Here is a 16,422-nt window from a genome sequence, read left to right as displayed (position 1 = left end):
TCCACGAAGCCGGCGGGCAGGTCTACATCGACGGGGCGAACCTCAACGCGATGGTCGGGATGGCCCGGCCGGGTCACTTCGGCGCGGATGTGTCGCACCTGAATCTGCACAAGACGTTCTGCATTCCGCATGGCGGCGGTGGACCCGGCGTCGGGCCGATCGGGGTGCGGGCGCACCTCGCACCGTACCTGCCCAATCACCCGCTACAGGCCGGCGCCGGACCGGTCGGAGGAAGCGGAGCAATCGCGGGCGCACCGTGGGGGTCGGCGTCGATCCTGCCGATCACCTGGGCCTACATCCGGCTGATGGGCGCGGACGGGCTGACGGCGGCGACCGGTGCCGCGATCCTCGCCGCGAACTACGTCGCGCGCCGGCTCGGGGAGCACTACCCGGTGCTCTACACGGGTGCGCACGACCTGGTCGCGCACGAGTGCATCCTCGACCTGCGCGGCCTGACCAAGGCCTCGGCGGTGACGGTCGACGACGTCGCCAAGCGCCTCATCGACTACGGCTTCCATGCCCCGACCATGTCCTTCCCGGTGGCCGGGACCCTGATGGTCGAGCCCACCGAGTCCGAGGACCTGGAGGAGATCGACCGGTTCTGCGACGCGATGCTGGCGATCCGGGCCGAGATCGACCAGGTCGAGCGGGGCGAGTGGAGCGCCGACAAGTCGCCGCTGCGCGGGGCACCGCACACCAGCCGCGCCATCGTCGGCGACTGGGACCGCGCCTACCCGCGTGAGATCGCGGCGTTCCCGACCGGGCCGGACCCCGACAAGTACTGGCCGCCGGTGGCCAGGGTCGACCAGGCCTACGGCGACCGCCACCTGGTCTGCTCGTGTCCGCCGCCCGAGGCGTTCGCCGAGACCTCCGAGGGCGACCGGTGAGCCGGTGAGCGCGATGAGTGCGTCGCCGGTGGAGGAGCTCACCGCCCGCCGGCTCCTGGCCGTGGTCGGCGGACGCCAGGCCAAGGGCCGGCTGCCGTCACTGGTCGCCGGCGTCGTGCGCGACGGAGACCTCGTGTGGTCGGGCGCGTACGGCGCCGTGCCCGGCGGCACGCCGACGGACGTGCAGTACCGCATCGGCTCGATCACCAAGACGTTCACCGCCGTGCTCGTGCTCCAGCTGGTCCGAGACGGCCGGCTGGACCTCGCGAGGCCGGCCTCGGACGTGCTCGGCGACGTGGGGTACGCCGACCGGTCGCTGCGCTCGCTGCTCTCCCACGCGACCGGGATGCAGGCCGAGCCGACCGGGTCGTGGTGGGAGCGCTCCGACGGCGTCGACTGGGAGACGCTGGTGGCCGCGAACGACGGCTCGGGCCAGGTCTTCCCGGCCGGCCAGCAGTACCACTACTCCAACCTCGGCTTCGCCCTGCTCGGCGAGGTCGCCGCGCGAACGCACGGGACGACGTGGTTCGAGGCGGTCCGCCAGCACATTCTCGAGCCGCTCGGGCTGCGCCGCACGACGTACCTCCCGGAGGGCGACGCGGCGAGCGGTTGGAGCGTCGACCCCTATGCCGGCACGCTGAGCGCCGAGCCGGCCACCGACACCCGGGCGATGGCCCCTGCCGGGCAGCTGTGGTCGACCGTGGGCGACCTGGCCCGCTACAACGCCTTCCTCGCCGCCGGCCACCCCGACGTCCTGGAGCCGCGGTGGCTCGAGCTGGCCTCGCAGCCCCAGTCGGGAGACCGCGACGACGACCTGGCCCACGCCTACGGCCTCGGCTTCCAGCTCCAGCGTGGAGGATCGGGCACCCTGGTGGGCCACACGGGCTCGATGCCCGGCTTCCTGGCCGCTTGCCTGGTCGACCGCCCGCGTCGCAGCGGCGCGGTGGTGCTCTGCAACGCCACCAGCGGTCTGGGGCCCGGCGACCTGGCCCAGGACCTCGTGGAGGCGCTGGAGCGCAGCGAGCCGACCCTGCCCGAGCCATGGACGCCCACGGCGGCGGTGCCGCCGCCGGTCGGCGACGCCCTCGGTGTCTGGCACTGGGGTGCCCTGCCCCTCGTGCTCTCGCTGGACGGCGGCACCCTCGCGCTCCGCGAGGCCGGCCAGGTGTGGTGCCGCTTCGAGGTGCGGGGCGACCAGATCGTGGGGACCTCGGGCTACCTCGCCGGCGAGACCCTCCACGTCGTACGCCGCGAGGACGGCTCGGTCGGACACCTCGTGTGCGCGACCTTCGTGCTCACCCGCACGCCGTACGACCCCGAGGCGCCGATCCCGGGCGGGCTGCCGCAGGGCTGACTGTTCCGTCATTCAAGAATTCGGTCCATACTCAGGCGCGTGACCCTACGCCGACTCGTCACCGCCTCCCTGACCGTCCTCGGCCTGACCGCGTCGAGCCTGGTGACGATCCTCGCCACGACCACGGGCGCCGCCGACTCGCGCGCCGCGAGCCGGGCGCCGGCCGGCGTCCGACTGTCGGTGATGACCCAGAACATCTTCTACGGGGGAGACGACTACGACCTCGCCACGGGCGGGTTCTGCCCGGTGGCCAACGGCTGCCCGAAGGCGCTGCACCGGCTCGCCCACGTCATCTCCATCAGCGGTGCCGACGTCGTGGGGGTACAGGAGGCGGAGCGCAACACCCGCCGCCTCGCGCGGATGCTCGGCTGGTACGCCAGCCCGCGAGCCCACGTGATCTCCCGGTTCCCGATCCTGGACCCGCCGCACGGCCGCGGCGTCTACACCTACGTCGAGCCGGTCCCCGGCCGCGTGGTCGCCGTCGCGAACACCCACCTGCCGTCCACGCCGTACGGCCCCTATCGGGTGCGCCACGGCTGGTCGCGGCACCGGGTGCTGCACCTGGAGCGCACACTGCGTGTCCCCGCGCTCAAGCCGGTCCTGCGTCGGCTGCCGCGGCTGGCGGCCCGGGGCGTCCCGGTCTTCCTGACCGGTGACTTCAACAGCCCGTCGTACCTCGACTGGACGCCGGCCGTGGCCAAGGCCCGGGCGATGGTGCCCTACGCCGTTCGCTGGCCGGCCAGCAAGGCGCTGGCCGACGCCGGCTTCCACGACTCCTACCGCGAGATCCACCCCGACCCGATCGCCTACCCGGGCTACACCTGGTCACCCGGCGGTCCGGAGACCAAGAAGCACGACTTCCCCGACCGGATCGACTGGGTCCTGCACGCCGGCCCCTCGACCGTGATCGCGACCAAGCTGGTGGGGGAGCGGGGCGACCCGCAGGCCGACATCACCGTCCACCCGCCGTACCCGACCGACCACCGCGGGGTGGTCTCGACGTTCGAGGTGACACCGGCGCCGGCCCCGATCATGGTCTCTCCGGGCAACCGGCGCGTCATCACCGGCTCGCGCGGCCTGCACGTGCGCTTCCACGCGCACGGTCTGCCGGGGGAGGTCGTCGGGCTGCTCCGACCGGGATCGCACCGGCTGCTGCGCCAGGCCAACGCCCGGGGACGCCAGAACGGCGTCGTGGACCTGCGCACGACCGGCCTGCGCCCCGGCCGCTACGCCGTAGCGCTGCGCGACAGTGCCACGGGCCGGATCGAGGCCAGGGCACCCGTCTGGGTCTACCGACCCGGGTCGAGGTCCCACGTCTGGACCGACCGGCGCAGCTACCGGTACGGAGCGCCGGTGCGGATCCACTGGACCCGCGCGCCGGGCAACAACCTGGACTGGATCGGACTGTTCCCCTGTCACCGGCGGTGCGGGGGAGTGAGCACCTACCTCGACTACCTCTACACCCACACCGATGTGGTCGGCTCGGTGACCTTCCGGCGCGGCGCCTACCTCGGCGAGGGCGAGAAGCCGTGGCCGCTGCCGCCCGGGCAGTACGTCGCGCGGCTCCTGCTCGACGACGGCTACCACTCGGTCGGCACCTCTGCCCGCTTCCGCATCCGCCGCTAGGGGATAGTACGGATCACCAGGCTTGCCGAGGGCCGCGACGGAGCAGCCTGGTGATCCGTACTATCGCTAGCGGGCCTGGGAGACGCTCGACATGGTGAAGTCGGGGATCCGCAGGGCCGGCATGGCTGTGCGCGAGAAGTAGTCGTCGCCCCACTCGCGACTGAAACCCGGCACCGTCGCCGAGGCATGGGTGAAGCGCCGCAGCAGGTCGACCGGGCTCTCGTTGAAGCGGAAGTTGTTGACCGCGCCGGTGATCTCGCCGTTCTCCACGAGGTAGACGCCGTCCCGGGTCAGGCCGGTGAGCAGGAGCGTCTGCGGGTCGACCGCGCGGATGTACCACAGGCAGGTGAGCAGCAGCCCGCGTCCCGTGCCGGCGACCAGGTCGTCGAGGGTGCCGTCGGCTCCGTCGACCTCGAGGATCAGGTTGTCGATCGGAGGGGTCACCTCCTGAGCCGTGAGTGCGGCGGTCTCGCGGGTCTGGCGCAGAGCGGCCAGGGTGCCCAGGCGGATCCAGTCGCTGCGCGTCAGCGGCAGACCGTTGTCGAAGACGGACCGGTCGCTGCTCGACGACGTCTCGGTGACGTGGGGCGCGCACTCCAGCCCGGGGTAGGCCGGGTCGGAGAACAGCGTCACGTCGGGTCGCGCGACCTGCTCACCCAGTCGCGTGCCGCCGCCACGATGGCTGTAGACGGACTGGCCGTCGTGTGCGTCGCGTGCCCCGGCGTACCAGTAGGCGTCGATCATCAGGTCGGCCACCGCGGTCGGCGGCAGGATCGTGTCGTAACGGCCCGCGGGCAGGGCGACCTGGCGTGCGCCCCAGCCGAGCCGCCGCTCGAGCTCGGCCTCCACCGCCAGCGGGTCGACGCCGGCGAAGTCGCGGGTCGCGTCGCCCACCCACGCGCTGTTGGTCAGGTCGGCCGTCTTGCCGGTGCAGGCGTAGTGACCCGTGGGCTGGACGTGCCGCAGCCGCAGCCCCGTCGTCGAGGCGAGGTACGTCGTGGTCACCTGGTGGTCGGCGAAGCCATAGAGCACCCGGCGCCCGGCCCTGGCCCGGTCGAACGCCTCGCCGAGCGCCGGCGCGACCGCGTCGAACACGTGGATGTCGGTCTCGACCGGAGGGCGGTCCCAGTCGTCGGCCGCCGCGCCCGCCACCAGCTCCTGCGCGTCACCGGCCGGGTCGGCCGCCCGGGCCGCGGCATCCGCGGCGGCGACCAGGGCGTCGACCTGGTCCAGGGTCGTCGCGCTGCCGGACCTGGAGCCGACGGAGATGCGGCCGGTGCCGCGCACGAAGGACACCACCGCCACGTCGACCCGGCGCATCGCGCCGTTGGTGGTGAGCGTGTTGTTGGCCCAGCGCAGGTTGGCGGCGGTGCGATGGTGCGCGATCACGACGCAGTCGTCGGCCGTCGAGGCCGCCAGCGCATGCTCGACCAGCGCCTGGACCGGGGTGGTCGTGCCGGCCATCAGTGGGCCCCCTCGTCGTCGGTGTTGAGGATCCGGACGTCGCGAAACAGCGCCGACGGACAGCCGTGGCTGACCGCGGCCACCTGTCCGGGCTGGGCCTTGCCGCAGTTGAAGGCGCCGTTGAGCACCCAGGTCCCGGGACCGCCGACCGCCTCCATCGAGCCCCAGAAGTCGGTGGTCGTGGCCTGGTACGCCGCGTTGCGGACCTGGCCCTCGAGCCGGCCGTCGCGGATGGCGTAGAACCGCTGCCCGGTGAACTGGAAGTTGAACCGCTGCATGTCGATCGACCACGACTTGTCGCCCACGACGTAGAGGCCGCGCTCCACGCGGGCCACCAGGTCGTCGGTGGAGACCTCGTCGGCGGCCGGCTGGAGCGAGACGTTGGCCATCCGCTGGATCGGGATGTGACCCGGCGAGTCGGCATAGGCGCAGCCGTTGGACCGGGCGGCGTTCAGCTCGGGGTGCAGGTGGGCCATCGGGCGGTCCAGCTGGTATCCCACGAGAATGCCGTCCTTGACGATGTCCCAGCGCTGGGTCGCGACGCCCTCGTCGTCGTAGCCGATCGTGGCCAGCCCGTGCTCGACGGTGCGGTCGCCGGTGACGTGCATGACCTCCGACCCGTAGCGCAGCGTCCCGAGCTTGTCGATCGTGGCGAACGACGTCCCTGCGTAGTTGGCCTCGTAGCCGAGCGCCCGGTCGAGCTCGGTGGCGTGGCCGATGGACTCGTGGATCGTGAGCCACAGGTTGGTCGGGTCGACGACCAGGTCGTAGGTGCCGCCGTGGACGCTCGGAGCCGCGAGCTTCTCGGCGAGCAGGTCCGGCGCCTCGGCCAGCTCGGCGTCCCAGTCCCAGGCGCCGTCGGCCGGCGAGCCGGCGACGTACTCCCAGCCACGGCCCGCGGGTGGTGCGATCGAGGACATGTCGTCGAAGACTCCGCGCTCGTCGTCGGCGCCCATGGCGGTGAAGCGAGGCTGGAGCCGGACCCGCTGTTGAGTCGTGCGGGTGCCGGCGAGGTCGGCGTAGTACTTGTTCTCGTGGACCTGGAGGACCTCGGCGGTGGCGTGCTGGACGGCGGAGTGACGGCGCAGCCGGTTGGTCCAGTCGAGGAGGACGGCGGTCTTGTCGGCCAGGGACACCGCGAAGGGGTCCTGGACGTACGACGAGACCCAGACCACGTCGTCGTACACCGGCTCGTCGGCGATCTCCACCGGGACGGTGGTCAGCGCCGAGGACACCTTCGCGACCTCGACCGCGGTCTCGGCGACCCGGATCGCCTCGTCGAGGGTCAGGTGGACCCCCGCGGCGAACCCCCAGGCCCCGCCGTGGATCACCCGGACGGCGAACCCGAGGTCCTGGTCGTCCGCAGTGCCCTGGAGGGCCGCGTCGCGGACCCGGATGTCCTGCCAGCGAACCCGCTCGAACCGGAAGTCCGCGTGCGCCGCACCGAGCTCGCGGGCGCGTTGGAGCGCCGCGTCGCCCAGCGCTCGGTAGGGGAGCGCGGTGAAGCCGGGGTCGAGGGCAGGCATGGTCCGACCCTAGGACACGCGCGATGGCGTGCCGGCACGCGACAGCTCACAATGACGCCGCCGTCGCGTCAGCCGACGACCCGCACCGTCGACCCCGAGCGGGCCTTGTCGACCACGAGCTGGGTCGGGATCCGGTCGCGCATCTCGGCGACGTGACTCACCACGCCCACCGCGCGGCCGTTCTCGCGCAACGTGTCGAGGATGTCCAGGACGTCGTCGAGAGTCTCTGCGTCGAGGGCGCCGAAACCCTCGTCGACGAACAGCGTCTGGAGGTCGGCGCCGCCCGCCTCGTGGGCCACCACGTCGGCCAGTCCGAGCGCCAGGGCCAGCGAGACCACGAACGACTCGCCGCCCGACAGGGTCGCCGGGTCACGCGACTCGCCCGACCAGTCGTCGCGGACGACCAGGCTGAGGCCGCCGCGTCGTTCGCCTGCCCCGCGCTGCGCGACGTGCTCCAGGGTGTAGCGGCGGTCGCTCATCTGGGCCAGGCGGGCATTGGCCGCCGCCACCACCTGGGACAGCCGGTGGGCCAAGACGTAGGCCGAGAGCCGCATCTGGAGCCGGTTGTCGGGCGCCTTGCCGTCGGCGAACGACGAGACCGCTGTCGCGAGGGCGAGCTCGTCGCGCACCGGGGCCCAGGTCGTGAGCGCCGCCGACAGCTCGGCGTCCAGCCGGTGGACCCGGCGGTGGGTGCGGACCGCGTGCTCGGCGGCAGCGCGGAGCTGCTCGACGGCCTGCTCGGCAAGCCGGCCGTCCTCCTCACGCGCGGGGACGTCGGGGTCGGCCATGGCGAGCAGCTCGCCCGCCCCCGGCTCGTCGAGCACGCCACGCGCGGTCTCCAGCGCGGACAGCCGCTCGCGCACTCGCAGCTCGAGGTCGGCCAGCTCGTCGGCGGGCAGCTCGGCCGAGCGGGCGTCCGCCACATCCGCGAAACCGGCGTCGGACGCCGCCCGGGCGAGGGCCAGCTCGGCATCCTCCAGAGCGGCCACGGCAGCGTCGCGGCGGGAGGCGTCGGCGTGGGCCCGGCGCAGGAGGTCGCGGCGCGCCTCCAGCTCCACCACGGCGGCGTCGAGCCCGACGTGGCCTCCGCGCGCCTCGTCGACGGCGGTCGCGAGCCGCTCGACCTCCGCGGTGAGGTCGCACAGGGCCGTGGTCAGCTCACGTCGACGGGCACCGCGAACCTCGGAGTCGTGTCGCAGCCGGACGGCCCGGGCCCGCGCGGCATCCAGCTGGACGACGTGCTCGGCGTGCCGCTCGGAGCCTTCCCGAAGCGCGTCGTACGACGCGCGCGCAACGTCGCGCATCCGGTCCGACTCCGCGTCGCCAGCGTCGCCCACGTCCGCGCGGGCCCTGGTCACGGCGGCGTCGAGCTCACGCAGCCGCTCCGCGACTGCGTGCTCGAGGGCCTGGGCGTCGACCACGGCGCGGGACGCGGCGCGCTCGGCCGCCACATCGGGATGACCGGTGAGGACCTGGGCCGGCCGAGGATGGTCGAGGGAGCCGCAGACGGGGCAGTCGTCGCCGACGGCCAGCGCCCCGGCGAGCTCGCCGGCCATGCCTGCGATGCGTCGCTCCCGGACGTCGAGCTCGTGTCCGCGCGCGTCGAGCACGCGGAGGACGGCGAGGTCGTGCTCGACGCCGACCGCGTCGTGCTGGGGCGCCAGCCGCGCGAGGGCGAGGTGCGCTGCCACCACGCGCTCGGCCTCCTCGACCGTCTGCTGGGCAGCCGCCATCGCCTCCGGGGTCACGAGCGTGCCCGCCGCGCCCTGCTCGGCCTGCGCGACCAGCGCGGCGACGGCCTCGGACTCGGCGAGGGCGACCTGCTCCTCGTCGTCGAGGGCCCCCACCTTGACCTCGACCTCCTCCTTCCGCTTGCGGGAGGAGGAGAGGTGCTCCTCGAACGGCCTGAGAGCCGCGACCGTGGCGAGGTCCTCACCGGTGCGCTCGAGCTCGGCCGCCAGGTCGTCCGGGTCGAGGCCGGCCCGCCCGACCTCGGACCGGGTCGTGGCACAGTCGGTGAGCACGTCGTCCAGCGCCTTGCGACGCTCGTCGGCCAGCCGCACCAGCGGTCGAACCGCCAGGGCGCGCCGGGCCAGGCTGATCCGCAGCTCGTCATCGGCCTGGACCGACGCCTGGGCCTTCATGGCCTGCGCGACCTCCGCCGCCTCGACGACACGGCCTCGGGCCGCGGCCAGCGCCCGGGCGGACTCCCAGGCCGCGCGGGCACGGAGTGCCGTCTGCTCGGCCTCGGTCAGCGCCTCATCCGTGGAGGTACGACGCGCGTCCGCGTCGGCGCCCACCGAGCGCGCCCAGGTCACGAGGGAGCCGTCTGCCGCCGAGACGGCGAGTTCGCCGACGCCGTCGGGGACCGCCGTGGACGCGGCCTCCGAGAGTCGGCTGACGAGGTCGGCGACGAGGTGCGCGTGCTGCTCGGAGGCGCGACGCAGGGCCAGCCGGTGGTCGCGCAGCCAGCCCTCGACCCGCTCGAAGCGCCCGGTGCGGAACAGCCGCGACAGCAGCTGGTGACGTGCGGCGGAGTCAGCCCGGAGGAACGCCTGGAAGTGCCCTTGGGGCAGGAGCGCCACCTGGCAGAACTGGTCCAGGCTCATCCCGAGCAGCCCGCCCAACAGGTCGCCCGCCTCGTCGAGCCGGCCGGTCAGGGGCACCCAGCCATCGGCCTCCCGCTCACTCACGCTCACCCGAGCCTGCTCGCGCGTGGTGCCGGTGCCGCGCCTCTTCGGACGGTCCCAGACGGGGGAGCGGGTCACCCGCAGGCGGCGTCCTGCCACGCTCAGCTCGAGCGTGACCGACGGCGCGAGGTCGGGCGCGGCCTGGTCGGAGCGGAGCCGGCCGGCGTGCTGGCGATCGCCGGGCACCGCGCCGTACAGCGCGAAGCAGACCGCGTCGAGCACGCTGGACTTGCCCGCGCCGGTCGGCCCCGACAGGAGGAACAGCCCGGCGTCGGAGAGCGCGTCGAAGTCGACCTCCGCCGGGTCGACGAAGGGTCCGAAGGCGGTCACCGAGAGCTGGTGCAGGCGCATCAGCCGCTCCGGACGCCGACCAGGACGTCGGCCTCGGGGTCGTCGGCGCAGGAGTCGCAGGCCTCCTGGAGCAGGCGCGACTCGCCGGCCGTCGCGGGCGCACCTCGCATCGCCTCCACGAAGTCGAGCGCCACCTCGTGGTCGCTGCGCCCGCGAGGCGTCGCCGCCACGACAGACGGCAGCGGCTCGCCGTCGGGGGCGAAGACGAGGACCAGCGCATGCGGGAACCGGGCTCGGAGGAGCTCCATCGGCCGCTCCGGGCGGACGGCGTCGGTCACGGTGACCTGGACCCAGTGCTGCTCGGCGTGCGCCAGACCCGGGTCGGTGAGCAGGGTCTTCAGCTCGCCGGTCAGGGTGCTCAGTGGGCGCGGCACAGGCGCCTCGACGAACGACGCATCGGCCACGCCGTCGCGCCCGAGCTCGACCAGCCAGCTGCCCTTGGTGTGGGTGGCCTCGGAGAAGGAGTACGCCAGCGGAGAGCCGCTGTAGCGCAGACCCTCGCCGAGCGTCGCGCGGCCGTGGAGATGCCCCAGCGCGGTGTAGGAGATGCCGTCGAACAGTGCGCTCGGCACCACCGAGACCCCGCCGACGCTGATGTCACGCTCGGACTCGCTGGGCAGGCCGCCCGCCACGAACGCATGGGCCGCCACCACTGACCTGGCGGACCGGGTGCGCAGGTCGGCGCGGACCCGTCGCATGGCCTCGGCGACGGCGGCCTCGTGGGTGCGCGCGGGGAGCTGCCACGGCTCGTGCAGAGCCAGCGGGTCGAGGTAGGGCAGCGCGTGGACCGCGACCTGACCGTGCTCGTCGTCGATCAGGATCGGGGTGCCGACGCCGGCCGCGTCGGTGCGCAGGTGGACCCCGGCGGCGTCGATCAGGCGGGAGCCGAACCCGAGCCGCTGCGCCGAGTCGTGGTTGCCCGAGGAGATGACGACGCGAGCCCGGGAGACCGCCAGGCGAGCCAGCGTCTCGTCGGCGAGGCGGACGGCGTCGACGTGGGGGAGCGCACGGTCATAGACGTCACCGGCCACCACGACCAGGTCGACCCGCTCGGAGGCCACGACCTCGAGCAGGTGGTCGACGAACTCCGCCTGGTGCCCGAGCATGCCGACCCGATGGAACGAGCGTCCCAGGTGCCAGTCGGAGGTGTGGAGGATCCGCACAGCGCGAACCTATGTTCGAGCGCCGACAGAGCGGCGTTCCCACGCCGTTGCGGACCTCAGGCGTAGCGCACGGTGCGCTCGGGCCGGGTGAAGCCGAACAGCCCGAGCCCGGCCTGGCGGGCCAGATGCACCGACAGGGAGGTGGGTGCGCCCACGGCCACCAGCGACCCGACTCCCGAGGCGACCGCCTTCTGCACCAGCTCGAAGCCCGCCCGGCCGCTGACCACCAGGTAGGCGTCGGCGACCGCCTGACCGCTCAGCAGGCGCGCCCCGGTCACCTTGTCGACGGCGTTGTGGCGTCCGACGTCCTCCCGCACGACGTGCCGCTCGCCGTCGACCCCGAACAGCCCGGCAGCGTGGACACCGCCAGTGCGCGCGAAGACCGACTGCTGCTCGCGCAGCATCGCCGGCAGCGCGCGGACGACGCCGGCGTCGGGAGGGGGACCGGCCCAGCGGATGCCGCGGACGGTCTCGAGGGCCGCCTCGATGCTGTCCTTGCCGCACACCCCGCAGGCGGACGACCCGCTGGCCATCGTGTCGTGCCGGTGACCGAGGTCGACGGGTCGCGAGGCGCGCAGCGTCACGACGTTGAACTCCTGCTCGGGAGAGAGGTCCTCGTCGGTGCAGTACGCCACCTCGGAGATGTCACCGCGAGTCACGAGCCCCTCGTGGAACGCCCACCCGGCGGCAAGGTCGAAGTCGTTGCCCGGCGTCCGCATCGTCACCCAGGCGCGCTGGGGCGGGCCACCGGGCCAGGTCATCCTGATCTCGAGCGGCTCCTCGGCGACGACGTGGTCCTCGCGCTCCTGCTCCAGCTCGCCGCGCGACTCGGTGACCCGGATGCGTGCGGTCGGCCCGATGCGGCGTGCGAGGTCGGTCACGACACCAGGGTAGGCCGTCAGCCGATGCTGACGCTCCGGATCGTCACCGTGACCCTCGGGTGCCCGTCACCGGAGCCGTAGGCGTTGTCCGAACCCTGCTTGGCCACCTTCTGCACAGCCTTGAGCGACGCCGGGTCGAGCTGGCCGAACACGGTGTACTGCGCGGGCAGCGGCGTCTGCCTGTAGACCAGGAAGAACTGCGAGCCGCCGGTGTCGGGATGGCCGGTGTTCGCCATCGCGAGGGTGCCCGGCCCGTAGGTCTCGTTGCCGGACAGCTCGTCGGGGATGGTGTAGCCCGGGCCACCAGTGCCGGTGCCGGTGGGGTCGCCGCACTGAAGCACGTAGATGCCGCTCGGGGCGGTCGTCAGGCGATGGCAGGGCGACTTGTCGAAGTACCCCTGCTTGGCCAGGGACACGAAGGAGTTGACGGTGCAGGGGGCCTTGGCGGCGTCGAGGGTGGCCTTCAGCGAGCCGATCGTGGTGGTCATCGTCACCTTCACCCGACCCGAGACGTCGGGGGTCGCGGGGGGCTTGGCGGCATCCCCGGTCTTGCCCTGCGGGGCGTCGGGGTAGCTGCACGTGACCCCGGTCTGCGCCGAGCCCGGGGCAGACGCCGACCCGTCGTGGGCGACGGTGCTCGAGGACCCGCTCCCGCACGCGGCCAGGACCGGGAGCAGCAGGGCTCCGGCGACGGTCATCGCCCAACGGCGCCGCGGGGTGCGGGGGAGGAGCGGCGGGGGCAGCGTCGCGGGCAACGTCGCGGGCAGCGGTGTGGGCAACGGTGTGGGCACGGCGTCGAGAATAGGAGGCGACCGGTGAGTCTGCGCCGCCCGGGCACCTGCTAGACAGTCACCATGCCCCGCACGCTGCGCCGCGTCGTGGTCTTCGTGGCGGGGCTGGCGCTGATCGTCGTCGGCCTGGTCCTGATCGTCCTGCCCGGTCCACTCACGATCCCGCCGATCCTGCTGGGCGTGTGGCTGTGGTCGCGAGAGTTCGAGTTCGCCCGGCGCTGGCTCCGGCCGATCCAGGCTCGCGCGGCAGCCGCGTGGGACCAGGCCAAGCGCGCGCCGGCGCGCACCACCCTGGTCACGGTGGTCGGGCTGGTCGGTGCCGTCGCGGTGATCTGGGCGGTGTTCCGCTTCGACCTGATCGACCGGGGCCGCCAGCTCGTCGGTCTCGGCTGAGACGTCAGGGCGTACGCCGACTGGCGAGCCCGTCGGCGATGAGGCCGAGCCCGATCGCGAGCAACCAGGAGTCCTTCGAGACCGCGATGCCCTGCGGAGTCGGCCATAGGCTCCCCGGCCTGTGCAGGGCATCGGTGCGCAGGTACATCGCCACCAGCGCGCCCGAGAAGCCCGTGAGCGCGGCCCCGGCCACCGCGGTCGGCACGAACGGCGCCAGCAGCGCGGCCCCGACCGCCAGCTCGCCGACCGAGAGTGTCCTGAGGAAGGCTGGGGCCGTCATCGACGAGAAGACCGGGAACGCGTTGGCGGCCATGGCGTGGACCCCGGCCGCCCGCTCGTCGTCACCGTGCCACTTCTCCCAGCCGGTGTGCAGGATGTAGACACCGGTCACGGCCCTGGTCGGAACGTTGCGCAGCTTCAAGAAGACTCCCCAGCCCGCAGAAGTTAGTTGACCCGGTCCACTATATACGCACCCAAGTCACGCCGACCCGGCACATGTGTGCACCGAAAACGCGCCGACCCGGCACATGTGTGCACCGAAAACGCGCCGAGTCGGCATGTGCCGACTCGGCGGAGGGGGCGGTGCCGTCCACAGCAGTTGACATAATGTCAGTTATCGGCGATGTCCGGCCGTCGTCGTGGCTACCAGAAGGGATCCACCCCTCTCGACCCCGCAGTCGCGCTGGCACCGTTCACCTCGGTGGCTACGTGCCCCAGATGGACGGCTGGGGCGGCAACACGGTGACCATCGCCGGCGCCCACGCCATCCTGATCCGGATCCGGAACAACTGGGTCGGCGACAGCAGCAACCCGCAGACGTCGATCAACGACCTCGCCGACGCCCTGGTCGACCTCTGCGGCTGAGGCCTGACCCGGCGTCGCGGCCGCTCAGCCGGCGACGTACGCCGCGAGGTGCTGACCGGTCAGGGTCGACCGGTCGGCGACCAGCGCGGCGGGCGTGCCCTCGAAGACCAGCTCGCCGCCGTCGTGACCGGCACCGGGTCCGAGGTCGATGACCCAGTCGGCGTGGGCCATCACGGCCTGATGGTGCTCGATGACGATCACCGACCTGCCGGAGTCGACGATCCGGTCCAGCAGACCGAGCAGCTGCTCGATGTCGGCCAGGTGCAGACCGGCGGTCGGCTCGTCCAGGACGAAGACCCCGCCCTTGTCGCCGAGGTGGGTGGCCAGCTTGAGCCGCTGCCGCTCCCCTCCCGACAACGTCGTCAGGGGTTGGCCCAGGCTGACATAACCGAGCCCCACGTCGCCGAGCCGCTCGAGGATCGCGTACGCCGCCGGGGCCCGGGTCTCGCCCTCCCCGAAGAACCCGAGCGCCTCGCTGACGGGCATCGCGAGCACCTCGGCGATGTTCTGGCCGCCGTAGGTGTGCTCGAGCACCGAGGCCTGGAACCGCCGGCCCTCGCAGACCTCGCACGGCGTGGCGACCCCGGCCATCATCGCCAGGTCGCTGTAGACGACGCCGGCACCGTTGCACGCCGGGCAGGCACCCTCGGAGTTCGCACTGAACAGGGCGGGCTTGGTCCCGGTGGCCCTGGCGAATGCCTTGCGGATCGGGTCCAACAGCCCGGTGTACGTCGCGGGGTTGCTGCGCCGAGACCCGCGGATCGCGGTCTGGTCGACCGCCACGACACCGTCCAGCCCGGCCACCGACCCGTGGACGAGCGAGCTCTTGCCGGAGCCGGCGACCCCGGTGACCACCGTGAGCACCCCGAGCGGGATGTCGACGTCGACGTCCTTGAGGTTGTGGGTGGTCGCCCCGCGCACCTCGAGCACGCCGGTCGGCTCGCGCGTCACCTCCTTGAGGGCGGCGCGGTCCTCGAGATGCCGCCCGGTCACGGTGTCGCTGGCGCGGAGCCCGGCCACCGTCCCCTCGAAGACCACCAGGCCACCCTCGCTGCCCGCCTTCGGCCCGAGGTCGACGACGTGGTCGGCGATCAGGATCGTCTCCGGCTTGTGCTCGACCACGAGCACGGTGTTGCCCTTGTCGCGGAGCTGGAGCAGCAGCTGGTTCATCCGGTCGACGTCGTGCGGGTGCAGGCCGATCGTCGGCTCGTCGAAGACGTAGGTGACATCGGTCAGCGACGACCCGAGCTGACGGATCATCTTCACCCGCTGCGCCTCGCCCCCCGACAGCGTCCCGGACGGCCGCTCGAGCGAGAGGTAGCCGAGCCCGATCCGGACGAAGGAGTCGAGGGTCTCCCCCAGTGCCTCGAGCAGCGGAGCCATGCCCGGCTCGTCGAGCGCCCGGAGCCAGGTCGCGAGGTCGCGGATCTCCATCCGGCAGAGGTCGGCGATGCTCTGGCCGGCGACCTTCGACGACCGCACGGCCTCGGTGAGCCGGGTGCCGTCGCAGTCCGGACACGTCGCGAAGGTCGCGGCCCGCTCGACGAAGGCCCGCACGTGAGGCTGGAGCGAGTCGAGGTCTCGCGACAGCATCGACTTGGAGATCTTGGTGATCACGCCCTCGTAGGTCAGGTTGATGCCCTCCACCTTGATCTTGGTGGGCAACCTGTAGAGCAGGTCCTCCAGCTCGCGCCTGGTGAACCTGCCCACCGGCTTGTCCATGTCGAAGTAGCCGCTGCCGGCGAAGATCCGGCCGTACCACCCGTCCATGCTGTAGCCCGGCACGGTGAGGGCTCCGTCGCGCAGCGACTTCGTCGCGTCGTAGACCGCGGTGAGGTCGAGGTCGTTGACCGACCCCCTCCCCTCGCAGCGCGGGCACATCCCGCCGAGGTAGACCTGCTTGCGCACGGTCAGGCGCTCGCCGCGGCCCTTCTGGACGTCCATCGATCCGCTCGCGACCCGGGTCGGCACGTTGAAGGAGTACGCCGTGGGCGGGCCGACGTGCGGGTCGCCGAGCCGGCTGAACAGGATCCGCAGCATCGCGTGGGTATCGGTCGCCGTACCGACGGTCGAGCGCGGGTCGCTGCCCAGTCGCTCCTGGTCGACGATGATCGCGGTGGTCAGGCCCTCCAGGACGTCGACGTCGGGGCGGGCCCGGGACGCCATGAACCCCTGCACGAACGCGCTGTAGGTCTGGTTGATCAGCCGCTGGGACTCCGCGGCGATCGTCTCGAAGACCAGCGAGCTCTTGCCCGACCCGGAGACGCCGGTGAACGCCGTGAGACGGCGCTTGGGCAGCTCCAGGCTGATGTCTCGCAGGTTGTTGACCCGCGCGCCGGTGACCCGGATCAGGTCATGGCTGTCGGCCGGGTGGGTCGTGACGGGTTTGCTCGGGCTCATCGCTCCTGCGCTCGTGCGGTCGGTCGGGTCGC

General features: G+C 72.7%; 12 protein-coding genes and 1 pseudogene. 5 read left to right on the top strand and 8 right to left on the bottom strand.

Going from position 1 to position 16,422, the window contains the following annotated elements:
- From VHW64_RS13355 to VHW64_RS13345, 3 genes and pseudogenes are all read left to right on the top strand, one after another.
- Positions 1–887 (top strand): annotated as a pseudogene (locus tag VHW64_RS13355) (glycine dehydrogenase (aminomethyl-transferring)); the annotation flags it as partial.
- Between the two features lie 13 nt (positions 888–900).
- The gene (locus VHW64_RS13350) at positions 901–2,241 is read left to right on the top strand and encodes a serine hydrolase domain-containing protein (RefSeq protein WP_329651055.1); all 1,341 of its coding nucleotides are present in this window, start codon (positions 901–903) and stop codon (positions 2,239–2,241) included.
- Positions 2,242–2,280: 39 nt separating this feature from the next.
- Positions 2,281–3,867: an endonuclease/exonuclease/phosphatase family protein gene (locus tag VHW64_RS13345; protein ID WP_329651054.1), complete on the top strand. Its 1,587-nt coding sequence runs from the start codon at positions 2,281–2,283 to the stop codon at positions 3,865–3,867.
- 66 nt (positions 3,868–3,933) lie between these two features.
- On the opposite strand, the gene VHW64_RS13340 is transcribed toward VHW64_RS13345, so the two are convergent.
- From VHW64_RS13340 to VHW64_RS13315, 6 genes are all read right to left on the bottom strand, one after another.
- Positions 3,934–5,331, bottom strand: coding sequence for a metallopeptidase TldD-related protein (locus tag VHW64_RS13340; RefSeq protein ID WP_329651053.1), 1,398 nt, complete (start codon positions 5,329–5,331; stop codon positions 3,934–3,936).
- Positions 5,331–6,857, bottom strand: a complete 1,527-nt coding sequence (locus VHW64_RS13335) for a TldD/PmbA family protein (protein WP_329651052.1) — start codon at positions 6,855–6,857, stop codon at positions 5,331–5,333. Before VHW64_RS13335 ends, VHW64_RS13340 begins: the two co-directional genes overlap by 1 nt.
- 68 nt (positions 6,858–6,925) lie before the next feature.
- Positions 6,926–9,898 (bottom strand): SMC family ATPase, encoded by a 2,973-nt coding sequence (locus VHW64_RS13330; RefSeq protein WP_329651051.1) that lies wholly within the window; start codon positions 9,896–9,898, stop codon positions 6,926–6,928.
- Entirely contained in the window at positions 9,898–11,061 is a 1,164-nt protein-coding gene (locus tag VHW64_RS13325; protein ID WP_329651050.1) for an exonuclease SbcCD subunit D, read from the bottom strand. The genes VHW64_RS13330 and VHW64_RS13325 overlap by 1 nt, the downstream gene beginning before the upstream one ends.
- Positions 11,062–11,117: 56 nt before the next feature.
- The gene (locus VHW64_RS13320) at positions 11,118–11,942 is read right to left on the bottom strand and encodes a formate dehydrogenase accessory sulfurtransferase FdhD (protein WP_329651049.1); all 825 of its coding nucleotides are present in this window, start codon (positions 11,940–11,942) and stop codon (positions 11,118–11,120) included.
- A gap of 17 nt (positions 11,943–11,959) precedes the next feature.
- Complete coding sequence (locus VHW64_RS13315) at positions 11,960–12,733, bottom strand: peptidylprolyl isomerase (protein ID WP_329651048.1); 774 nt, start codon at positions 12,731–12,733, stop codon at positions 11,960–11,962.
- Between the two features lie 63 nt (positions 12,734–12,796).
- Between VHW64_RS13315 and VHW64_RS13310 the strand changes: the two genes are divergently transcribed.
- Entirely contained in the window at positions 12,797–13,126 is a 330-nt protein-coding gene (locus tag VHW64_RS13310) for a PGPGW domain-containing protein (RefSeq protein WP_329651047.1), read from the top strand.
- Positions 13,127–13,130: 4 nt separating this feature from the next.
- On the opposite strand, the gene VHW64_RS13305 is transcribed toward VHW64_RS13310, so the two are convergent.
- The gene (locus tag VHW64_RS13305; RefSeq protein WP_329651046.1) at positions 13,131–13,547 is read right to left on the bottom strand and encodes a hypothetical protein; all 417 of its coding nucleotides are present in this window, start codon (positions 13,545–13,547) and stop codon (positions 13,131–13,133) included.
- A 296-nt stretch (positions 13,548–13,843) separates the two neighbouring features.
- On the opposite strand from VHW64_RS13305, the gene VHW64_RS13300 reads away from it, so the two are divergent.
- Positions 13,844–13,990, top strand: a complete 147-nt coding sequence (locus VHW64_RS13300; protein ID WP_329651045.1) for a hypothetical protein — start codon at positions 13,844–13,846, stop codon at positions 13,988–13,990.
- A 24-nt stretch (positions 13,991–14,014) separates the two neighbouring features.
- On the opposite strand, the gene VHW64_RS13295 is transcribed toward VHW64_RS13300, so the two are convergent.
- On the bottom strand, positions 14,015–16,390 hold the full coding sequence (locus VHW64_RS13295; protein ID WP_329651044.1) for an excinuclease ABC subunit UvrA: 2,376 nt from the start codon (positions 16,388–16,390) through the stop codon (positions 14,015–14,017).
- Positions 16,391–16,422: the final 32 nt, after the last annotated feature.

The sequence above is a fragment of the Nocardioides sp. genome (genome assembly GCF_036267815.1).
Classification (GTDB): domain Bacteria; phylum Actinomycetota; class Actinomycetes; order Propionibacteriales; family Nocardioidaceae; genus Nocardioides.
The sequence above is the reverse complement of the archived record's forward strand: the minus strand, read 5'-3'. Positions and strand labels throughout refer to the sequence as shown.